This is a genomic window from Streptomyces sp. NPDC005728 (genome assembly GCF_040630895.1).
Classification (GTDB): Bacteria; Actinomycetota; Actinomycetes; order Streptomycetales; family Streptomycetaceae; genus Streptomyces.
This window is the reverse complement of the sequence record NZ_JBEXYL010000066.1, coordinates 1-20,611: the sequence shown is the minus strand read 5'-3', so window position 1 is coordinate 20,611 and position 20,611 is coordinate 1. Positions and strand designations below refer to the sequence as shown.

Here is a 20,611-nt window from a genome sequence, read left to right as displayed (position 1 = left end):
TTCCAGGAGCTGAGCACCATGCAACTCACCGCACCGGCCACCGGCAGCACCGAAACGCGTCCGCGCGACGCCGACGGCATGGCCGTGGCGTCCTTCATCCTCGGCCTCCTCGGCCTGCTCGTCCTCAACATCTTCCTCGGGCCGATCGCCATCGCCCTGGCCACCGTCGCCCTCTGGCGCGGCACGGCCCGCCGCGGCCGCGCGTACCTGGGCCTGACGCTGGGCGTCGCCGACCTGGCGGTCCTCGTGATCGCCATGCAGATGTCCCACACGGTGTCGTGGAGCCTCTGAGGCGCCCTCCCGCGACCTGACAACGGCAGAGCCCCGAGGACGACGGGGCACGGCCGCGGAGCCCTGCTCGCGCCGTGGGGTGCCGAGTGCACGCCTGCCGTGGGGCGCTGGGCCCTACTCCTGCCGTGGGCCGGCAGAGGCGTTCCTGTCCTCCACCGTCGTGGGCAGCGATCGGCTGTGGTCCTCCACCGTCGTGGGCAGCGATCGGCTGTGGTCCTCCAGCGTCGTGGGCAGCGATCGGCTTCCGCCTCTCACCGTCGTGGGTACCGGTCCGTTTCCGCCTCTCACCGTCGTGGGTACCGGTCCGCTTCCGCTCGCCGGCGTCGTGGGCAAGCGATCGGCTGCCGTCCACCACCGCCGTGGGTACCGGTCTGCTCCCGCCCCCCGTCGCCGTGGGGTACCGGTTGCTCCCGTCCCTCACCGTCGTGGGGTACCGGTTCGCTCCAGCCCCCCCATCGCCGTGGGGCACCGACCCGCTCCCGTCGTGGAGCGCTCGTGCCGCCGCCACGTGACGGCCGCAGCGATCCGTCCCGCCGTGGGCAGACGTTCCGCAGGGCGGAACGGGTGGGCACGGCCTGCAGCGCCGGGTGCGCCGCCACCAACGCCGGCCGAGCCCACGCAAGGCGCACGCCGAGCCCACGCAAGGCGCACGCCGAGCACCTGCAAGGCGCACGCGCAAACCACGCAGGGCGCACGCAGGGCACCCGCAGCCGAGCGCAACCGGGGACTCGCCGCCAAGGCCGACTGCAAGGGCGCCGTAGAATCGGCCACACCATGGCTTACCTCGACCACGCCGCCACGACACCGATGCTCCCGGAGGCGGCAGAGGCGCTGACCGCCCAACTGAGCATCACCGGCAACGCGTCCTCCCTGCACGCCTCGGGCCGCCGAGCCCGCCGCACGGTCGAGGAGTCCCGCGAAACCCTCGCGGAGGCGCTGGGCGCGCGCCCCAGCGAGGTCGTCCTCACCTCGGGTGGCACCGAGGCCGACAACCTCGCGGTGAAGGGCCTGTACTGGTCCCGCCGCGACGCCGACCCGGCCCGCACCCGCATCCTGGCCAGCCCCGTCGAGCACCACGCCGTACTCGACGCCGTGCACTGGCTCGGCGAACACGAGGGCGCCACCGTCGAGTACCTCCCCGTCGACTCCTACGGCCGCGTCCGCCCCGAGTTCCTGCGCGACGCCATCCTCCGCAACCCCGACGACATCGCCCTGGCTACCGTGATGTGGGCCAACAACGAGATCGGCACGGTCATGCCGGTGCGCGAACTCGCCGACGTGGCCGCGGAGTTCGGCATCCCGCTGCACGCCGATGCGGTCCAGGCGGTCGGTCAGCTCCCGGTCGACTTCGGTGCCTCGGGCCTCGCCGCGATGACAGTGTCGGGTCACAAGATCGGCGGCCCGTACGGCATCGGCGCGCTGATCCTCGGCCGCGAGTACACCCCCGTACCCGTCCTGCACGGCGGCGGCCAGGAACGCCACGTCCGCTCCGGCACCCTCGACGTCCCCGCCGTCGCCTCCTTCGCGGTGGCCGCGCGGCTCGCCGCCGAGCAGCGCGAGTGGTTCGCCCGCGAGATCGGCGCCCTGCGGGACAAGCTGGTCGACGCGGTCCGTACGGCCGTCCCGGACGCGATCCTCGGCGGCGACCCGGCACCCGAGGGCCGCCTCCCGGCCAACGCCCACTTCACCTTCCCCGGCTGCGAGGGCGACTCCCTGCTGCTCCTGCTGGACGCCCAGGGCATAGAGTGCTCCACCGGCTCCGCCTGCACCGCGGGCGTCGCCCAGCCCAGCCACGTCCTGCTCGCCACCGGCACGGACCCGGACCTGGCCCGTGGCACCCTCCGCTTCTCCCTGGGCCACACCTCCACGGATGCCGACGTCGAGGCCCTCGCGAAGGCGATCGGACCGGCGGTGGAGCGGGCCCGGGCGGCAGGGCTGACGTAGGACTGGTGCGGCGCCTCAGCCTCCGGCCCGCCGCACCCGTTCCATGTAGCGGTCCCAGTCCCAGTGCCGCCCGGGGTCCGTGTGATCCGTGCCCGGCACCTGCACGTGCCCGATGACGTGCTCCCGGTCGGCGGGTATGCCGTAGTGCCTGCATATCGCGGCCGTCAGCCGTGCCGAGGCCGCGTACATCGCGTCCGTGAAGGAGGAGGCGTCCTCCACGAAGCCCTCGTGCTCGATGCCGACGCTGCGCTCGTTGTACTCCCGGTTGCCCGCGTGGAAGGCCACGTCCAGCTCGCGGATCAGCTGGGTGACCCGGCCGTCCTTGCGCACGATGTAGTGCGCCGCGGCGCCGTGCGCCGGGTCCTGGAAGACCTTCACCGCCGAGTCGTAGCCGCCCTGCGTGACGTGGATGACGACCCGGTCGACGCGATAGTCGTCCGGCCGGTCCGCGCGCCGGTAGTTCGCCGGGGAGGCCGCCACCCAGCGCGCGCCGCGGAGGTCGACGGCCCCCGCCACCCGCGGCTTCTCCACCCCGGGCAGCCGCCACCACAGATGGGACAGCTCCTCGCGGGCCAGCGCGGCCGTGCCCACCGCGGCCGCGGCCCCGCCGACGAGCAGGGCCCGCCGCCCCAGCCGCCGGTCCCCGTCGCCCGCTGTCGTCCCCTTCGTCGCCCCCATGTGATCGTCAACGGATATCCCGCAGCCCGGGTTCCCGCGCCCCCGTACTCTGGAAGGGCTATGACTGACACCCCGCAGCGCCCCCGCCCCCTCCGCGTCCTCGCCGCCATGTCCGGCGGAGTGGACTCCGCCGTCGCCGCCGCGCGCGCCGCGGAAGCCGGCCACGACGTCACCGGCGTCCATCTCGCGCTCTCCGCGAACCCCCAGTCCTTCCGCACCGGCGCGCGGGGCTGTTGCACCATCGAGGACTCGCGCGACGCCCGCCGCGCGGCCGACGTCATCGGCATCCCGTTCTACGTGTGGGACCTCGCGGACCGTTTCCGCGAGGACGTCGTCGAGGACTTCGTCGCCGAGTACGAGGCAGGCCGCACCCCCAACCCGTGCCTGCGCTGCAACGAGAAGATCAAGTTCGCCGCGCTGCTGGACAAGGCGCTGGCCCTCGGCTTCGACGCCGTCTGCACCGGTCACTACGCGAAGGTGATCGTGGCCGAGGACGGCTCCCGCGAGCTGCACCGCGCCTCCGACATGGCCAAGGACCAGTCGTACGTGCTCGGGGTCCTGGACGACAGGCAGCTCGCCCACGCGATGTTCCCGCTCGGCGACACGGTCACCACCAAGGAGGAGATCCGCGCGGAGGCCGAGCGCCGGGGTCTGGCCGTCGCCAAGAAGCCCGACTCGCACGACATCTGCTTCATCGCCGACGGCGACACCCAGGGCTTCCTTGCCCAGCGGCTCGGCAAGGCGGAGGGCGACATCGTCGACGAGTCCGGCGCCAGGGTGGGCACGCACGAGGGTGCGTACGGCTTCACCATCGGCCAGCGCAAGGGCCTGCGCATCGGCACCCCCGCCGCCGACGGCAAGCCGCGCTACGTCCTCGACATCTCCCCGGTCACCAACACGGTGACCGTCGGCCCGGCCGCCGCCCTGGACGTCACCGCGCTGACCGCGATCAAGCCGCGCTGGTGCGGCACCGCCCCGGCCGGCCCCGGCACCTACACCGCCCAGCTCCGCGCCCACGGCGGCGAGACCGAGGTCACCGCGGAACCGGTCGACGGCGAACTGCGCGTCCGCTTCACCGAGCCGGTCCGCGGCGTCGCCCCGGGCCAGGCGATCGTGCTGTACGACGGCACGCGCGTGGTCGGCTCGGCCACGATCGCGTCGACCACGCGCGCGACGGCAGCGGCGCTGTAACCACCCGCGGCGGAGACCGGGGCCGCTACCGCTGCCGGAGGCCTGCTCAGCCGGCCAGGAACTCCGCCAGCACCGGCCCCAGCACGTCCGGCTCCACCATGTGCGTCTGGCCCTCCAGGACGCTGTACGTGCCCTGCGGCGCCGCCTCCGCGACCGCCCGGCCCGCCTCGCGCAGCCACTGCGGGCTCGCCCCGCCCGCGACGGACAGCACGGGCACGGAGATCGCGGCCAGCCGCTCCCGGGGCAGCAGGCCGCCGCCCATGACCGCATTGTCGTACGCCAGGCTCGGCGCGACGGCTTCCATGCCGGCCCACATGGGGGACTGGCGGGCGCCCTGGATCATCTCCTCGGCCAGGCCCGTCAGCCGCAGGAACAGCTGCACGGCGTCCCCGCGCCGGCCGTCGGCGAGCGCCTCGTCGAGGTTCGCGGTGTACTCCGTCATCTGCTCGGCACCGCCCGCCCGGAAGTCCGCGAACGGCACCTCGTACACGGCGGCCTGACGCACCGGCAGGCCGCTCGCCGCCGCCTCCAGCACCAGCGCACCGCCCGAGGAGACGCCGAACAGCGCCGCCGCTCCGCCCACCGCGTCGATCAGCGCCGCCAGGTCCTCGACCTCGCGCGCCACCGCGTAGGGCGCCGTGTCACCGCTCTCGCCGCGGCCCCGGCGGTCGTAGACGACGGCCGTGCAGCGGTCCGCGAGCCGGTGCGCCAGGGGCAACACGGTGCCGCCGGTGGACATCGCGCCGCTCACCAGGATCACCGTCGGCCCCTGGCCGATCACTCCGTACGCGAGGGAGGTGCCGTCGCGGGAAGTCGTCTTCTTGTCCATGGCGGTGCAGACTGCCGCACGCCGGGCGACTCATCGGCGGCGACACGTCGGCGCCGTCGAAGGTCACGACACTTCGACCTCGTAGAAGCAGAGGTGGTCCCTGATCTCCGCCACGCCCGGCTTCGGGTCCGGGTACGCCCACACCAGGTCGGGCGCGTCCGGCAGCGACCAGTAGGACGCGGTGCCCTTGAACGGGCAGACGGTGTGGGTGTCGGAGGGGGTGAGCAGTTCCAGGCGGACGTCCTCCGGGGGTATGTAGTAGCGCACCGGACAGCCCGTCTCGCGCAGGACGAGGGGGCGGTCGGTCTCCGCGAGCACCTGGTCGCCGCGCACCACGCGCACGTGCCGCTCGCTCTTCTCGATGGTGATGGTGTGTCCGTGGGCCATGTCGGAACAGCGCAGGCGGGCCCGGACTTCTTCCCGCGTACGGTGGGGGACATGAATATCTGCGTCTTCCTCTCCGCGGCCGATCTCGACGAGCGCTACACGCGTCCCGCGCACGAGTTCGCGGAGCTGCTCGGCAAGGGCGGGCACACGCTGGTGTGGGGCGGTTCCGACGTCGGACTGATGAAGGTCGTCGCCGACGGGGTCCAGGAGGCGGGCGGCAGGCTGCTCGGCGTCTCGGTCGGCTTCCTGTCGGCGAAGGCGCGGCCCGGCGCGGACGAGATGGTCATCGCGGCCGACCTCGCCGAGCGCAAGCGGCTGTTGCTGGAGAAGGCCGACGCGGTGGTGATCATGGTGGGCGGGACCGGGACGCTCGACGAGGCCACCGAGATCCTGGAACTGAAGAAGCACGGCCGGACCGACAAGCCGGTGGTGCTGCTGAACACGGCCGGCTTCTACGACGGCCTCAAGGAGCAGTTCCGCCGCATGGAGGACGAGGGCTTCCTGCCCCGCCCGCTGTCCGAGCTGGTCTTCTTCGCGGAGGAGCCCGTAGGCGCACTGGCCTACCTGGAGGAGTCCGTGGGCACCCGCTGATGCGAGCATGGCGGGCATGGCTACTCATGTGATCACCGGGGCCGGATCCGGCATCGGCGCGGCCGTCGCCCGCCGTCTGCACGCGCGCGGGGACGAACTCGTCCTGCACGCGCGCGATGCGGGCCGCGCGAAGGAGCTTGCCGCCGAGTTCCCCGGGGCGCGCACCCTGGTGGGCGACCTGGCCGATCCCGACAAGCTCTCCTGGGCCTTCTCCCACCAGACGCTCCCGGACCGGGTCGACTCGCTCCTGCACATCGCCGGTGTCGTGGACCTCGGCGAGGTCGGCGAGCTGACCCCGAAGTCCTGGCGCCACCAGCTCAACGTCAACCTGATCGCCCCCGCCGAGCTGACCCGGCACTTCCTGCCCCAGCTCCGCACCACCCGGGGCCACGTGATCTTCGTCAACTCCGGCGCCGGGCTCACCGCACACGCCGGCTGGTCCGCGTACGCCGCCTCCAAGCACGGTCTGAAGGCCCTGGCCGACTCCCTGCGCCAGGAGGAGCACGGCAACGGCGTCCGCGTCACCTCGGTCTACCCCGGCCGCACGGCCAGCCCCATGCAGGCCAAGGTCCACCAGCAGGAGGGCAAGGACTACGACCCGGGCAAGTGGATCGACCCCGAGTCGGTGGCGACGACCGTCCTGATGTCCCTGGACCTCCCGAGGGACGCGGAGGTCAACGACCTGACGGTGCGGCCGGGGCGCTGACCTCGCCCGAAGGGTTCCGTAGGCTGCCCTGGTGAGCGAAAACAGCGTGTTCAGGTTCGGTGGGGCCACTGGGGTCGGGTCCATGCCCGGCGGGGATGCCAGGGAGGCCGCCAAGACCGTCACCGGCAGCTTCGAGGACTTTCCGTTCCTGCCCGAGCTGCCCGCCCGCGGCCCCGGGGCCGACATGATCGGGCGGACCGCGGGGATGCTGGTCGAGCTGTACGCGCGCGTGGAGCCCAGCGGCTGGCGGATCGGCGACCGGCCGGGCCGGGACACCAGGCGTGCCCGGTCCTGGCTGGGGGAGGACCTGGACGCCCTGGAGGAGTTCACCCAGGGCTACGAGGGCGACCTCAAGGTGCAGGCGGTCGGGCCCTGGACGCTGGCCGCCGCCCTGGAGCTGAAGAACGGCGAGGCCGCCCTCTCCGACCTCGGCGCCTGCCGTGACCTCGTCGGCTCCCTCACCGAGGGGCTGCGGCTGCACCTCGCCGAGGTGCGGCGGCGGATCCCCGGTGCCCGGCTCGTCCTCCAGCTCGACGAGCCCTCCCTCACCGCCGTACTGCGCGGACAGGTCCGCACGGCCAGCGGCTACCGCACGCACCGGGCCGTGGACCGGCAGCTCGTGGAGGCCGTCCTGCGGGACGTCGCCGGGGTGCACGGCGGCGGACCCGTCGTCGTCCACTCCTGTGCACCCGACGTCCCGTTCGCCCTGCTGCGCCGGGCGGGCGCGACCGCCGTCTCCTTCGACTTCTCGCTTCTCACCGAGCGTGACGACGACATCATCGGCGAGGCCGTGGAAGGCGGCACCCGGCTGTTCGCCGGTGTCGTGCCGGGCACGGACGGCCCATTGTCAGACCCTGCCGGTAGCGTCATGGGTGTCAGGACGCTGTGGCGCAGGCTGGGGCTGCATCCCGGGCTGCTCGCGGAGGCGGTCACGGTCACCCCGGCGTGCGGTCTCGCGGGCGCTTCCCCCGCCTACGCACGCCAGGTGCTCGCCCACTGCGTCCGGGCGGCGAGATCACTCGCGGACAACCCAGAGTAACGGGAGGACAACACGGTGGCCGGCGACAAGCAAGCGGAGACGACGGCGGTGCCCGCCGAGGCCCGCGACAAGCACGCCCAGCTCGCGGAGCAGGTCGAGGAGCACCGCTTCCGGTACTACGTGAAGGATGCTCCCGTCGTCAGCGACGCGGAGTTCGACGGGCTTCTGAAGACTCTGGAAGCGCTGGAGGAGCAGTATCCGGAGCTGCGCACGCCGGACTCACCGACCCAGAAGGTCGCGGGGTCGTACGAGACGGAGTTCTCGGCGGTCGAGCACCGCCAGCGCATGCTCTCCCTCGACAACACCTTCAACGACGAGGAACTGGCCGCCTGGGCCGACCGCATCGCGCGCGAACTGGGCGACCAGGAGTACCACTTCCTGTGCGAGCTGAAGGTCGACGGCCTCGCCGTCAACCTCACCTACGAACACGGCCGTCTCACGCGTGCGGCCACCCGCGGCGACGGCCGCACCGGAGAGGACATCACTCCGAACGTCCGCACGATCGCGGAGATCCCGGACCGCCTCAAGGGCGACGACGTCCCCGACCTCGTGGAGATCCGCGGCGAGGTCTACTTCCCGATGGAGAAGTTCGAGGAGCTGAACGCACGCCTGGTCGCGGCCGGCGACAAGCCCTTCGCCAACCCCCGTAACGCCGCCGCCGGTTCGCTCCGCCAGAAGGACCCGCGGGTCACCGCCACCCGCCCGCTGCACATGGTCGTCCACGGCATCGGCGCCCTGCAGGGCTTCACGGGCATGACCCGCCTCTCCCAGGCCTACGACCTGCTGAAGACCTGGGGCCTGCCCACCTCCACGCACAACCGGGTGGTCGACGACCTCGACGGCGTACGGGAGTTCATCGCCCACTACGACGGCGAGAACCGCCACTCCGTGGAGCACGAGATCGACGGCGCCGTCGTCAAGCTGGACGAGATCCGCCTCCAGGGCCGCCTCGGCTCCACCGCGCGCGCCCCACGCTGGGCGATCGCGTACAAGTACGCGCCGGAAGAGGTCAACACCAAGCTCGTCGACATCAAGGTGGGCGTCGGCCGCACCGGCCGGGTCACGCCGTACGCGCAGGTCGAGCCGGTCACGGTCGCAGGCAGCGAGGTCGAGTTCGCCACCCTGCACAACCAGGAGGTCGTCAAGGCCAAGGGCGTGCTCATCGGCGACACCGTGGTGATCCGCAAGGCCGGCGATGTCATCCCGGAGATCCTCGGCCCGGTGGTGGACCTGCGGGACGGCGCCGAGCGGGAGTTCGTGATGCCGAGCGAGTGCCCCGAGTGCGGGACGCCCCTGCGGCCCATGAAGGAGGGCGACATCGACCTCCGCTGCCCCAACGCGCGTACCTGCCCGGCCCAGTTGCGCGAGCGGGTCTCCTACCTCGCGGGCCGCGAGTGCCTGGACATCGAGAACTTCGGCGCGGTCGCCGCCGCCGCGCTCACCCGCCCCCTGGAGCCGACCGACCCGCCGCTGGTGGACGAGGGCGACCTGTTCGACCTGACGGTGGAGAAGCTGCTGCCCATCAAGGCCCATGTCCTGGACCCGGACAGCGGCCTGCCCAAGCGGGACCCCAAGACCGGCGAGGAGAAGGTCGTCACGGTCTTCGCCAACCAGAAGGGTGAGCCGAAGAAGAACACCCTCGCCCTGCTGGAGAACATCGAGGCAGCCAAGCAGCGCCCGCTCGCGCGGTTCCTCAACGGGCTGTCCATCCGGCACGTCGGACCGGTGGCCGCGCAGGCCCTCGCGCGCGAGTTCCGCTCGATCGACCGCATCGAACAGGCCACCGAGGAGGAGCTGGCGAACATCGACGGCGTGGGGTCCATCATCGCCGCCGCCCTCAAGGAGTGGTTCGCCGAGGACTGGCACCGCGAGATCGTCCGCAAGTGGAAGGCAGCCGGCGTCCCGCTGGAGGACGAGTCCTCCGGGGAGGACGAGGGGCCGCGCCCGCTGGAGGGTCTCACCGTCGTCGTGACCGGCACGCTGGAGAACTTCACCCGCGACGGCGCCAAGGAGGAGCTGCAGAGCCGTGGCGCGAAGGTGACCGGTTCGGTTTCGAAGAAGACCTCGTTCGTGGTCGTGGGTGACAACCCCGGATCGAAGTACGACAAGGCGATGCAGCTCAAGGTTCCCGTTCTGAACGAGGACGGTTTCGGCGTCCTCTTGGAGCAGGGCCCCGAGGCGGCGGCCGAAGTCGCGCTTCCGACCGGGGAGTAGCGGTTGAAGGCCACCCGTTCGGCGCATATCAGTTGCATACGGGTGGCCCGGGCGCATTCGGGCAACCGTCGACGACCGCTGCCCGAGGAAGCCTTCTGCGGCCTACTGTTGAGGTGTGCACCTGCCGTGCCCAGCTGCGGTTGGGGCATCCCCCTGCCTGTTCAGGGCGCGGGGAAGGTTTCTTCGGCGCGGAGCCGCTGATGGTTGTCGGGCATCGGACCGCGTGGCGTGGGCACCGCCGGCTGTGAGAGGGACGGGAATGGAACCGACCGAGAGCGCCGCCCCGGACTCACGGCTGCGCCTGCGCCGCCGCGCGGGCGCGTGGCGGGGAAGCCGGTGGACCGGGCGCAGCACCGACCGCCCCGGCGTGCGGGTGCACCCGGCCGCACCGGGCACCCCCGCCGAGGCCCAGACGCCGATCCCCCTGGCGATCGAGTGCCCGCCGGAGCTGCCCGGCACCGACCCCGAACAGCACGTGTCCTGGCCCGCGATGCCCGCCGCCCTCGTCGCGGCCGCCGGTTTCGCACTGGGAGCGGGCTTCTACCGCGCTTTCAGCGGCAACCACGCCCTCTTCCCGGGCGGCACGCTCGGCTGGTCGCTGGCCGTGCTCACCGGCGTCATCGTCGGCCACCTCGTGATGCTCGGCCGCGCCCGCTGGTGGGGAGGCACCGGCTCCGGCGCGGCCCTCACCCTCGCCGTCCTGCTGCTGTACGGCTGGGTGCCCGCCGGACTGGTGAGCCTGACTGTCGTCGTCCTGGTGGGCATAGCCAGGCGGCACCGCTGGAGGCAGGGCGTGCTGCACGGCGCGGTGGACATCCTCGGGATCAGCGCCGGCGCTCTGGTCCTCGCCTCCTTCGGGCGGGTGCCGACCGTCGAGGAGCCCTGGAGCCCCGACAGCTGGAGCCTCACCACCGCACCCGAGGTGGTGCTCGTCGCCGCCGCCTACCTCGCGGTCAGCCGCGGCCTGTTGTGGTACCTGCACGCACCGCGCGGCGGCGGGCTGCCCACCGTCGCCCGCACCGCCCTGGTCAGACAGGGTCTGGTCGCCGTCGCGCTGCTCGGCATCGCCCCGCTGGTGTGCGTGGTCGCCGACGCCCAGCCGATCCTGCTGCCGCTGTTCGCGATTCCCCTGGTCGCCCTCGACTCCACCCTGTGGATGGCCCGGGCCCGCGCCGAGGAGCAGCTGCGCGACCCGCTGACCGGACTGCCCAACCGGCAGTGGCTGCTGGAGCGCATCTGGACCGCTCTCGACGACGCCGAACGCATCGGGGCGCGCGCCGCCCTCATGCTGATCGACCTCGACCGTTTCCGGTCGGTGAACGACACCCTCGGTCATCTCGCCGGTGACCGGCTGCTGCTGCAGATAGCCGACCGGCTCAGGGTCGCCCTGCCGCGCGGCGCGGAGGCCGCCCGGCTCGGCGGTGACGAGTTCGCCGTCTTACTGCCCGTCGCCGACTCCACCACGTCGGCCACGCGGGTCGCCCGCGGCCTGGTCGCCGCCCTCAGCTCCCCGCTCGACCTCGACGGACTCACCCTCGTCCTGGAGGCCAGCGCGGGCGTCGCCGTCTTCCCGGACCACGCCCTGGACGCCGAGGGGCTGCTGCGGCGCGCCGACGTGGCGATGTACCAGGCGAAGCGGGACCGTACGGGCGTCGAGGTCTACGAGTCCAAGCGAGACTCCAACACCCCGGACCGCCTCGGCCTGCTGGGCGATCTGCGCCGGGCGCTGGACGCGCAGGAGGTGCAGCTGCACTACCAGCCGAAGGTCCGCTTCGACGGACAGGTCGTCGGCCTCGAGGCGCTGGTGCGGTGGGTGCATGCCGAGCGAGGGAAGGTTCCGCCCGACGAGTTCATAGCGATAGCCGAGTCCTCGGGGCTGATGCCCCATCTCACGGAGTACGTGCTGGAGACCGCGCTCGCGCAGGTCGCCAAGTGGCGGGCCCAGGGGCTCAGGGTTCCGGTGGCCGTGAACGTCTCCCCGCGCGACGTCCACACGCCCGGCTTCGCGGGCTCCGTCGCCGCCCGGCTGGCCCGGCACGGAGTGCCCGCGGGAGCGCTCCAGCTGGAGATAACCGAGCACGTGCTGCTGGAGGACCCGCAGCGGGCCGCCGACACCCTCGCCGGGCTCACCGGGCACGGCGTGAAGATGTCCCTGGACGATTTCGGCACCGGGTACTCCTCGCTGGTGCATCTGCGCCGGCTGCCGGTGAGCGAGCTGAAGATCGACCGGTCCTTCGTGGCCCGGCTGGCCGTGGACAACGAGGACGCGGAGATCGTGCGCTGCACGGTCGACCTGGCGCACTCGCTGGGGCTGCTGGTCGTCGCCGAGGGCGTGGAGGACGACGAGACCTGGGAGCGGCTGCGGGACCTCGGCTGTGACGCGGTGCAGGGGTGGCTGGTCGCCGCGGCGATGCCGCCCGAGGAGACGACGGCGTGGCTGCGGGCGCGGGGGTCCCGTGGGTGGCAGCGACCGCGCGCCGCGCTGCCGGCCGCCGAGTAGTCTTCCCACCCCGCCGGCTCGTCCAGCTGCCTTCAACTGCCCGCGAAGTGGCCGATCAGCAGCGCCAACCGCCTCTCGTGCGCCTCCGCCGGCAGCCGTCCGCTGCGCATCAGCGTCGCCAGGCCGTGCAGGCTCGCCCAGAACGTCTCCGTCAGGAGGCCGGGGCCGTCGCCCTCGGCCGTGATCGGTTCCATCGCGTGGAGCAGCTCGCCGAAGGCCTCGCGCAGGGGGGCCGGGGCCTCGGCCGTGGCGAACGGCAGGTCCACCAGGTGGGTGAACATCGCGTCGTAGACGGTAGGTCGGCGCCGCGCGAAGGACGTGTACGTCTCCGCCACCGCCAGTGACTCCCGCACACCCCGCGCCTTCGCGCGCGCGGCCCGCAGCTCCGCCGCCAGGTCCGCGCAGCCCTGCACAGCGACCTCCGCCATGATCGCGTCCTTGCCCTTGAAGTGGCTGTAGAGGACCGGCTGGCTGTACTCGATCTCGGCGGCCAGCCGGCGCGTGGTCACCGCGTCCCAGCCCTCCGCCTCGGCCAGCTCCCGCGCGGCCGTCACGATCAGCTGCTCGCGTTCAGCTCGTTCGCGCTCCCGGCGCGTCCGGATCGTCATGGCCGTGATTCTAGCATCGCTAGCATTTCTGTCGAAGCTCTGCTAGCTTCACTCTTGTCCCTAGCGCCGCTAGCAAGGAGAAGAGACGTGACCGTCACCGCGTACACCCTGGCCGTCGTACTCGACCTGTTCTGCGTGTTCCTCGGGTACCGGTTCCTGTTCCAGCCCGCCTCCGCCGCGACCGGCTACGGCGTCCCCGCCCGGCCGGACGGCGATGCCGGCGCCTACCTCTCGATCAAGGGCTTCCGGGACGGCACCTTCGGCCTCCTGGGTCTGGCCCTGCTGGGCTTCGTCGGCGCGCAGGCCGAGGCCTGGTTCATGGTCTGCGTGGCCCTTGTCCCGCTCGGCGACACGCTGATAGTCCTGCGCAACGGCGGTGCGAAGGCAGTCGCCTTCGGGATCCACTTCGCCACCGCGATCGTTGTCCTCATCAGTGCCGGACTGCTCTTCGCGGTCTGAGGACGTCCACGTCATCAACAGGGGGTTCGGAAATGTCGTTGTTCGTACCGAAGTTCGATGATTCCGTGATCGTGCGGGACGCCGAGGCCGAGGTGGTCGGCGGTGCCCCGGTCGGGGTCAAGCTGCTGGCCGACAGCAGCGCCAGCGGCGGCGCGCTGTCCACCGTGCGCGTCACCCTCGGGGAGGGCGCCGACGGCGCCAGGCCGCACCTGCACAACAACTCCGCCGAGATGTTCTACATGCTCGACGGCGCCGCCGAGCTGCTCTCCGGCGACGACATCGTCACCGCCGAGCGCGGCGACCTGGTCATCGTCCCGCCCGGCAAACCGCACGCCTTCGCCGCCGTCCCCGGGAGCGCTGCGGACATCCTGATCGTCATCACCCCGGGCGTGGAACGCTTCGAGTACTTCCGCCACCTCCAGCGCCTGCGCCTCGGCGAGGCGACCCTGGAGAGCCTCCTCGAAGCGCAGGAGCTGTACGACAATCACTACCTCCAGAGCGTGGCCTGGGACGGGCGCCGCTGACCTCATGGGACGGGGCCCCGGCAAACCGTTTCACGTGCACCGGGGCCCGCCCCATAGGATTGAGCCCAAACCACACGCACTCACCCCAGAGGATCGCTGCATGCCTGGCATCACGCGCGAGGAGGTCGCCCACCTCGCCCGGCTGGCGCGTCTGGAGCTGAAGCCCGAAGAACTCGACCACTTCGCGGGACAGCTGGACGACATCATCGGCGCGGTCGCCCGCGTCAGCGAGGTCGCCGACCAAGACGTACCGCCGACCTCCCACCCGCTGCCGCTGACGAACGTCATGCGCGCGGACGAGGTCCGTCCCTCGCTCACCCCCGAGCAGGCGCTCTCCGGCGCCCCGGCCCAGGAGCAGCAGCGTTTCAAGGTGCCGCAGATCCTGGGGGAGGACTGACCATGACGGACATCATCAAGCTCACGGCCGCCGAGACCGCCGAGAAGATCGCCTCCGGCGAGCTGACGGCCGTCGAGGTCACCGAGGCCCATCTCGCCCGGATCGAGGCCGTCGACGAGAAGGTGCACGCCTTCCTGCACGTCGACCGCGAGGGCGCCCTCGCCCAGGCCCGTGCCGTGGACGAGAAGCGGGCCCGCGGCGAGAAGCTCGGCCCGCTGGCCGGCGTCCCGCTCGCGCTCAAGGACATCTTCACCACCGAGGGCGTGCCCACGACCGTCGGTTCGAAGATCCTCGAGGGCTGGATCCCGCCGTACGACGCGACGCTCACCAAGCGGCTCAAGGCCGCCGACGTCGTCATCCTCGGCAAGACCAACATGGACGAGTTCGCCATGGGGTCATCCACCGAGAACAGCGCCTACGGCCCGACCGGCAACCCCTGGGACCTCACCAAGATCCCCGGCGGCTCCGGCGGCGGTTCCAGCGCCGCTCTCGCCTCCTTCCAGGCCCCGCTGGCCATCGGCACCGACACCGGCGGTTCCATCCGCCAGCCGGCCGCCGTCACCGGCACGGTCGGCGTGAAGCCGACGTACGGCGCGGTCTCCCGCTTCGGCATGGTGGCGTTCTCGTCCTCCCTCGACCAGGGCGGCCCCTGCGCCCGTACGGTCCTGGACGCGGCCCTCCTGCACGAGGTCATCGCCGGGCACGACCCGCTCGACTCCACCTCCATCGACGCCCCGGTCCCGCCGGTGGTCGAGGCCGCGCGCAACGGCAGCGTCGAGGGCATGCGGGTCGGCGTGGTCAAGCAGTTCCGCGGCGAGGGCTACCAGGCCGGCGTCATCCAGCGCTTCGACGAGTCCGTCGAGCTGCTGAAGGGGCTGGGCGCCGAGATCGTCGAGCTGGACTGCCCGTCCTTCGACCTCGCGCTGTCGGCGTACTACCTGATCGCCCCGTCCGAGTGCTCGTCCAACCTCGCCCGCTTCGACGGCCTGCGCTACGGCCTGCGGACCGGCGACGACGGCGCGCACTCCGCCGAGGAGGTCACCTCCTTCACCCGTGAGGCGGGCTTCGGCCCCGAGGTCAAGCGCCGCATCATGCTCGGCACCTACGCCCTGTCGAGCGGCTACTACGACGCCTACTACGGCTCCGCGCAGAAGGTCCGCACGCTCATCACGCGCGACTTCGAGAAGGCCTTCGAGCAGGTCGACGTGATCGTCTCCCCGACGACCCCGACCACCGCCTTCGCGATCGGCGAGCGCGCCGACGACCCGATGGCGATGTACCTGGCCGACCTGTGCACCATCCCGACCAACCTGGCGGGCAACGCGGCCATGTCGCTGCCCTGCGGCCTCGCCCCGGAGGACAACCTCCCGGTCGGCCTGCAGATCATCGCCCCGGCACTCAAGGACGACCGGCTGTACAAGGTCGGCGCCGCCGTCGAGGCCGCCTTCGTGGAAAAGTGGGGGCACCCGCTCCTCGAGGAGGCTCCGTCGCTGTGAGTGCACTGAACAAGGCCAAGGGCTTCAAGAAGTCGAAGTCCGGCACGTACCTGTCGATGGCCGGGACCGCGTTCGGCGCGTTCGGTGTGGCCAAGCAGATCAAGAAGGCGCGCGCCGAGCACGACACGCTGCGGCTGATCGACGCCACCGTGTCCGCCGTCGCGATCGTCACCGGCCTCGCCATCCTCTACCGCGAGCTGAAGCGGCTGGGCGACGACGACGTCCTGCTGGGCTGAGAGGGAAGTTTTCACCGTGACCACCACGACCGACCTGGTGTCGTACGAGGACGCACTGGCGTCGTACGACCCCGTCATGGGCCTCGAGGTCCATGTCGAACTCGGCACCAAGACCAAGATGTTCTGCGGGTGTTCCACGGAGCTGGGCGCCGAGCCCAACTCGCAGACCTGCCCGACCTGCCTCGGCCTGCCGGGCGCGCTCCCGGTCGTCAACGCGACCGGAGTCGAGTCCGCGATCAAGATCGGTCTCGCGCTGAACTGCGAGATCGCCGAGTGGTGCCGCTTCGCCCGGAAGAACTACTTCTATCCGGACATGCCGAAGAACTTCCAGACCTCCCAGTACGACGAGCCGATCGCCTTCAACGGCTACCTCGACGTACAGCTGGAGGACGGCGAGTCCTTCCGCGTGGAGATCGAGCGCGCCCACATGGAGGAGGACACCGGTAAGTCGACGCACGTCGGCGGTGCCACGGGCCGTATCCACGGCGCGCAGCACTCCCTCCTCGACTACAACCGCGCGGGCATCCCGCTCATCGAGATCGTCACCAAGCCGATCGTCGGTGCGGGCGACCGTGCCCCCGAGGTGGCGAAGGCGTACGTCCGTGAGCTGCGCGAGGTCATCCGGGCGCTCGGCGTCTCCGAGGCCCGTATGGAGATGGGCCAGATGCGCTGCGACGTGAACCTGTCGCTGCGCCCGCACGGCCGCGAGAAGTTCGGCACGCGGAGCGAGACGAAGAACGTGAACTCGCTGCGGTCCGTGGAGCGTGCGGCCCGTTTCGAGATCCAGCGGCACGCGGCCGTGCTCAACAGCGGCGGGACGATCATCCAGGAGACCCGCCACTTCCACGAGGACACGGGGTCCACGACCTCGGGCCGCGTGAAGGAGGAGGCCGAGGACTACCGGTACTTCCCGGAGCCCGACCTCGTCCCGGTGGCGCCCTCGCGCGACTGGGTCGAGGAGATCCGCGCCGCGCTGCCGGAGATGCCGCTGGCCCGCCGCACCCGCCTGCTCGCGGAGTGGGGCATCTCGGCCACCGACATGCAGGCGATCCTCAACGCCGGCGCGCTGGACCCGATCGTCGCCACGATCGATGCCGGTGCCGACGCGGCCTCCGCCCGCAAGTGGTGGATGGGCGAGCTGGCACGCAGCGCCAACGAGTCGGGCAAGGCGCTGGACGAGCTGGCCATCACGCCGCAGCAGGTCGCCCGGGTCACCGAGCTGGTGAACTCCGGTGACCTGAACGACAAGCTGGCCCGCCAGGTCATCGAGGGCGTTCTCGCGGGCGAGGGCACCCCGGACGAGGTCGTCGACAAGCGCGGCTTGAAGGTCGTCTCCGACGACTCGGCGCTGGGCACGGCGGTCGACGAGGCCATCGCCGGCAACCCGGGCATCGCGGACAAGATCCGCGCCGGCAAGGTGGCCGCGGCCGGCGCCCTGGTCGGCGCGGTCATGAAGGCGACCCGGGGTCAGGCCGACGCGGCACGCGTCAAGGAGCTGATCCTGGAGAAGCTGGGTGTCAGCGAGGGCTGAGACCCGCTGTCGTCAAGCCCTGGGGGCCGCATCGGTTGCGATGCGGCCCCCAGGGCTGTGATCAGACACGGCGGCCCACGACCCGCGAGAAGCCCAGCGTGCGCCCCTCGTCGACGCGCACCATGTCGCCGACCTCGCGGGCCATCCGCCGGTGGAACTCCTGGGGACTCTCCTCGGCGACCACCTCGCACCACAGCAGCCAGTCCCGCCAGCCGTCCGGCTGCCAGTCGGCCGCCTCGACCTCCACGGCCCCGCTGCGCGTCCAGTGGCGCCGCCACCAGTCGGGGGAGTGGAAGCACCAGAAGTCGGGCTCCCACCACGGCTTGAGGTGCTCCGGCGGCTCGGTGCCCGCCGGCTCCTCCCGCAGCGCCGGTACGACGACGCCGATCCGCCCGCCGGGCTTCAACAGCCGCGTCAGGGTGGGCAGATACAGGTCGCCGGTGCCGAAGTACTGGTAGGCGTCGATGGAGACGATCGCGTCGAAGCTGCCCTCGCCGAACGGCAGGTCGTGCGCCTCGGCGGACACGGGCAGCACCCGGTCGGAGACTCCCGCCTCGGCGATGCGCACGGCGTTCTTGTCGGGCTTCACCCACAGGTCGGCGGCGGTGACCTGGACGCCGTACTCCCTGGCCAGGAAGACGGAGGTCATGGCACGCCCGCAGCCGAGGTCGAGCACACGTGCGCCGGGCGGCAGCTGTTCGAGGCCGAGCGCGGGCGCGAGCCACTCCAGCAGCCACAGCGCGTGCGGGCCCATCTGGTTCTCGAGGGTCCAGCGGGCGTCGTAGCGGCTGCTGCGGGGGTAGCGGGGGTGGGCGAGGCGGCTGGTGAGTTCGTCCGGTGTGTTCGCTGTCTCGGTCACAAGCGACCATGGGTACCAGCTGAGGGCACCGCCCCGCACCGGGTTTCCCGGCGGGACGCGCTACGCTCGCCCGCCATGAGTGGACGTACCGATTCCGACACCGAACCCGTCATATCCGAGGCGGAGGACCTGGCGGACCACGTCCCGGACGCCCGCCGGGCCCGCTGGATCGCGTCCGGCACCGGGGCGTTGCTGTGTCTGGCCGGGCTGGCCGCCGCGCTGCTCCGGCTCACCGGCTCCGCACCGGCCCTCGTGCCCGCCGCCTACGGCTTCGGCGCCGCGGTCTGCGCCGTCGCCGCGTTTCTCGGCTCCCGGGGACGTACCCGACGGGCTCTGTGGCTCCTCATCGCCGGCACGATGATCATGGCATTCGGAGACCAGTTCGACTGAATGGCCCCATCGGCATCCAGCCGCCCGAGTACCGTGCCGCCCATGAGAGGCTCGGCAGGGTCTCGGTGGAGGAACTGCGGGAGGAGCAGCAGCACGATGTACGCGATGTCCCTGGGTGACGACGGCGCCGAACTGCGGCCCCTGGAGGTCTGGCACGCGGCGGAACTCCTCGCCAACATCGACCGGGGACGGGAGTTCATCGGCCGGCACGTCGGCCTGCCGGACGTGGTGACCGACCTGGACGCCGCCCGCGCCTACCTGCGGTCGTACGCCGACAAGCGCGCCGCCGACACCGGCAGCCTGCACGGGGTGTGGCTGGACGGGAAGCTGGTGGGGGGCCTGCTCTTCCGGGTGTGGGACACCCCGAGCGGGGTCTGCGAGGCCGGCTGCTGGCTGGAACCGGCGGCGGCCGGGCGCGGCCTGGTCACGCGAGGCCTGCGGGCGCTGCTGGAATGGGCGTTCGACGAGCGTGGCATGCACCGGGTGGAGTGGCAGGTGTCGTCGGCCAACGAGCCGAGCATCAACGTGGCCCGGCGCCTCGGGATGACCCGTGAGGGCGTGCTCCGGGAGAACTACCCGCACCGGGGTGTGCGCACGGACACCGAGATCTGGTCGGTGCTGGCGCCGGAGTGGCGTTCCGCACGCGCGCGTACCGCAGAAAACGATCATTAAGAGACCTCTCAGACAGCGTCCGTACGGTGCCGGGCATGGCAACGAAGACTGAGGACGTCACCAAGACCGACGACGAGCGGGCACCGGAGGAGGCGGCGGCAGCCAAGGCGGCAGCCGAGGCCGAGGCGGAAGCCGACACAGCGGGCACCGACGCCGCCGAGCAGCCGACCGACGAGAGCGAGGAGCCAGGAGAGCCCGAGGAGCCGGAGGAGCCGGAGGAGCCGGAGACGCTCCGGGAGATGGCTGCCACCGGGGTCGGGCAGGGCGCCGGTGCCGTCGTCTCCGCCGCGCTGGGCGTGGTCTCGCTCAGCGGCGGCTGGATCGGCACGGTCGCCGCCGCCCGGGAGACCCTCATAGGCCAGCTCCGGACCTCGTCCACCGCGAGCGTCGCCACGCAGGTCAAGGAGGTCTACGGCGACGCCTGGCACACCACCGCCCTGTGGGCCGGCCTGTTCGCGCTGGCCGCGCTGATCACCGGCGTGGTCGTGCTCGCCCGGCCCGCGTTCGGCACCCCCGGCCGCCCGCAGGCCCCCTGGATCAGGTCGGTCGCCTGGGCGGGCGTCTCGCTCGGCGTCATCGGCCTGCTCCTGGCCGTCCTGAAGTACTCCGACGCGCTGCTCTCCCTGCCCTCGACCGGCTGAAGAACCACAGGTCCCAGGGGCCTTAGAGGATCCGTGAGCACCTTACGGATCCTCTAAGGCCCCTTACGCGCATCCACGGCCGGTCCCGCGCGCGAAGATGCGGAACTCTCCCGATGTGGCGCACCCCCCTGGGAGACGAAGGTGGAGACATCGCAGAGAGCGATGCACGACACCACTTCTCCCGAAGGACACGGCATGTACGAGTTCGAACTCCACCGGCTGCGTTCCGCCGAGCTGCGTCGGCAGGCCGCACAGGAGCGCCTCGCCCGCGAGGTCCGCCGCTCCCGGGGCGACGCCCGCCGGGCCGCGCTGCACAGCACCGCCGGTGGCGAGTCCCATACCGACCGCCCACGGCGGCACCGGCTCCCGCGCACCGCATGAGCGCGGGGAGGGCGGGTAGGGCGGAGGGCGGCCGCACGGGGGTCGGC

General features: G+C 71.9%; 23 protein-coding genes. 18 read left to right on the top strand and 5 right to left on the bottom strand.

Annotated elements, in window-relative coordinates; genetic code table 11:
* Window positions 1–18 precede the first annotated feature (18 nt).
* Both ABZ471_RS33340 and ABZ471_RS33335 read left to right on the top strand, forming a co-directional pair.
* Window positions 19–291 (top strand): DUF4190 domain-containing protein, encoded by a 273-nt coding sequence (locus ABZ471_RS33340; RefSeq protein ID WP_359071729.1) that lies wholly within the window; start codon window positions 19–21, stop codon window positions 289–291.
* Window positions 292–1,065: 774 nt separating this feature from the next.
* Entirely contained in the window at window positions 1,066–2,235 is a 1,170-nt protein-coding gene (locus ABZ471_RS33335; protein ID WP_359071727.1) for a cysteine desulfurase family protein, read from the top strand.
* A gap of 15 nt (window positions 2,236–2,250) precedes the next feature.
* Here the strand turns inward: ABZ471_RS33335 and ABZ471_RS33330 are convergent, their stop codons facing one another.
* On the bottom strand, window positions 2,251–2,913 hold the full coding sequence (locus tag ABZ471_RS33330; RefSeq protein WP_359071725.1) for an N-acetylmuramoyl-L-alanine amidase: 663 nt from the start codon (window positions 2,911–2,913) through the stop codon (window positions 2,251–2,253).
* Between the two features lie 60 nt (window positions 2,914–2,973).
* Between ABZ471_RS33330 and mnmA the strand changes: the two genes are divergently transcribed.
* Window positions 2,974–4,104, top strand: coding sequence for a tRNA 2-thiouridine(34) synthase MnmA (gene mnmA, locus ABZ471_RS33325; protein WP_359071724.1), 1,131 nt, complete (start codon window positions 2,974–2,976; stop codon window positions 4,102–4,104).
* A 46-nt stretch (window positions 4,105–4,150) separates the two neighbouring features.
* On the opposite strand, the gene ABZ471_RS33320 is transcribed toward mnmA, so the two are convergent.
* Window positions 4,151–4,933, bottom strand: coding sequence for an alpha/beta hydrolase (locus tag ABZ471_RS33320; protein ID WP_359071722.1), 783 nt, complete (start codon window positions 4,931–4,933; stop codon window positions 4,151–4,153).
* A gap of 63 nt (window positions 4,934–4,996) precedes the next feature.
* Window positions 4,997–5,320 carry a DUF427 domain-containing protein gene (locus tag ABZ471_RS33315; protein ID WP_359071720.1) on the bottom strand — a complete coding sequence of 108 codons (324 nt, stop codon included), beginning with the start codon at window positions 5,318–5,320 and terminating at the stop codon, window positions 4,997–4,999.
* 51 nt (window positions 5,321–5,371) lie between these two features.
* On the opposite strand from ABZ471_RS33315, the gene ABZ471_RS33310 reads away from it, so the two are divergent.
* From ABZ471_RS33310 to ABZ471_RS33290, 5 genes are all read left to right on the top strand, one after another.
* Entirely contained in the window at window positions 5,372–5,911 is a 540-nt protein-coding gene (locus ABZ471_RS33310; RefSeq protein ID WP_359071718.1) for a TIGR00730 family Rossman fold protein, read from the top strand.
* Between the two features lie 16 nt (window positions 5,912–5,927).
* The gene (locus ABZ471_RS33305; RefSeq protein ID WP_359071717.1) at window positions 5,928–6,617 is read left to right on the top strand and encodes an SDR family oxidoreductase; all 690 of its coding nucleotides are present in this window, start codon (window positions 5,928–5,930) and stop codon (window positions 6,615–6,617) included.
* A gap of 31 nt (window positions 6,618–6,648) precedes the next feature.
* The gene (locus ABZ471_RS33300; protein ID WP_359071716.1) at window positions 6,649–7,656 is read left to right on the top strand and encodes a methionine synthase; all 1,008 of its coding nucleotides are present in this window, start codon (window positions 6,649–6,651) and stop codon (window positions 7,654–7,656) included.
* Window positions 7,657–7,671: 15 nt separating this feature from the next.
* Window positions 7,672–9,870, top strand: coding sequence for an NAD-dependent DNA ligase LigA (gene ligA / locus ABZ471_RS33295; protein ID WP_359071715.1), 2,199 nt, complete (start codon window positions 7,672–7,674; stop codon window positions 9,868–9,870).
* Between the two features lie 259 nt (window positions 9,871–10,129).
* The gene (locus ABZ471_RS33290; protein ID WP_359071714.1) at window positions 10,130–12,370 is read left to right on the top strand and encodes a bifunctional diguanylate cyclase/phosphodiesterase; all 2,241 of its coding nucleotides are present in this window, start codon (window positions 10,130–10,132) and stop codon (window positions 12,368–12,370) included.
* A 32-nt stretch (window positions 12,371–12,402) separates the two neighbouring features.
* Here the strand turns inward: ABZ471_RS33290 and ABZ471_RS33285 are convergent, their stop codons facing one another.
* Entirely contained in the window at window positions 12,403–12,978 is a 576-nt protein-coding gene (locus ABZ471_RS33285) for a TetR/AcrR family transcriptional regulator (protein ID WP_359071712.1), read from the bottom strand.
* An 87-nt stretch (window positions 12,979–13,065) separates the two neighbouring features.
* Here ABZ471_RS33285 and ABZ471_RS33280 point away from each other — a divergent pair, with 87 nt between their 5' ends.
* From ABZ471_RS33280 to gatB, 6 genes are all read left to right on the top strand, one after another.
* Complete coding sequence (locus ABZ471_RS33280) at window positions 13,066–13,437, top strand: DUF4267 domain-containing protein (RefSeq protein ID WP_359071710.1); 372 nt, start codon at window positions 13,066–13,068, stop codon at window positions 13,435–13,437.
* Between the two features lie 32 nt (window positions 13,438–13,469).
* A complete protein-coding gene (locus ABZ471_RS33275) occupies window positions 13,470–13,961 on the top strand; it encodes a cupin domain-containing protein (protein ID WP_359071708.1) in 492 nt (163 codons plus the stop codon).
* Between the two features lie 100 nt (window positions 13,962–14,061).
* A complete protein-coding gene (gene gatC / locus ABZ471_RS33270; RefSeq protein WP_018531282.1) occupies window positions 14,062–14,358 on the top strand; it encodes an Asp-tRNA(Asn)/Glu-tRNA(Gln) amidotransferase subunit GatC in 297 nt (98 codons plus the stop codon).
* A 2-nt stretch (window positions 14,359–14,360) separates the two neighbouring features.
* Window positions 14,361–15,854: an Asp-tRNA(Asn)/Glu-tRNA(Gln) amidotransferase subunit GatA gene (gatA, locus tag ABZ471_RS33265; protein ID WP_359071706.1), complete on the top strand. Its 1,494-nt coding sequence runs from the start codon at window positions 14,361–14,363 to the stop codon at window positions 15,852–15,854.
* Window positions 15,851–16,090 (top strand): hypothetical protein, encoded by a 240-nt coding sequence (locus ABZ471_RS33260; protein ID WP_020942391.1) that lies wholly within the window; start codon window positions 15,851–15,853, stop codon window positions 16,088–16,090. Before gatA ends, ABZ471_RS33260 begins: the two co-directional genes overlap by 4 nt.
* Window positions 16,091–16,106: 16 nt before the next feature.
* Window positions 16,107–17,621 (top strand): Asp-tRNA(Asn)/Glu-tRNA(Gln) amidotransferase subunit GatB, encoded by a 1,515-nt coding sequence (gene gatB / locus ABZ471_RS33255; RefSeq protein WP_359071704.1) that lies wholly within the window; start codon window positions 16,107–16,109, stop codon window positions 17,619–17,621.
* A 61-nt stretch (window positions 17,622–17,682) separates the two neighbouring features.
* On the opposite strand, the gene ABZ471_RS33250 is transcribed toward gatB, so the two are convergent.
* Window positions 17,683–18,480, bottom strand: coding sequence for a methyltransferase domain-containing protein (locus tag ABZ471_RS33250; RefSeq protein WP_359071702.1), 798 nt, complete (start codon window positions 18,478–18,480; stop codon window positions 17,683–17,685).
* Window positions 18,481–18,555: 75 nt separating this feature from the next.
* Between ABZ471_RS33250 and ABZ471_RS33245 the strand changes: the two genes are divergently transcribed.
* From ABZ471_RS33245 to ABZ471_RS33230, 4 genes are all read left to right on the top strand, one after another.
* Window positions 18,556–18,870 (top strand): hypothetical protein, encoded by a 315-nt coding sequence (locus tag ABZ471_RS33245; RefSeq protein WP_359071700.1) that lies wholly within the window; start codon window positions 18,556–18,558, stop codon window positions 18,868–18,870.
* 96 nt (window positions 18,871–18,966) lie between these two features.
* Window positions 18,967–19,542, top strand: coding sequence for a GNAT family protein (locus tag ABZ471_RS33240; protein WP_359071699.1), 576 nt, complete (start codon window positions 18,967–18,969; stop codon window positions 19,540–19,542).
* Between the two features lie 35 nt (window positions 19,543–19,577).
* Window positions 19,578–20,183, top strand: coding sequence for a hypothetical protein (locus ABZ471_RS33235; protein ID WP_359071697.1), 606 nt, complete (start codon window positions 19,578–19,580; stop codon window positions 20,181–20,183).
* 195 nt (window positions 20,184–20,378) lie between these two features.
* Entirely contained in the window at window positions 20,379–20,564 is a 186-nt protein-coding gene (locus ABZ471_RS33230) for a hypothetical protein (RefSeq protein ID WP_359071696.1), read from the top strand.
* The last annotated feature ends 47 nt before the right edge of the window (window positions 20,565–20,611 follow it).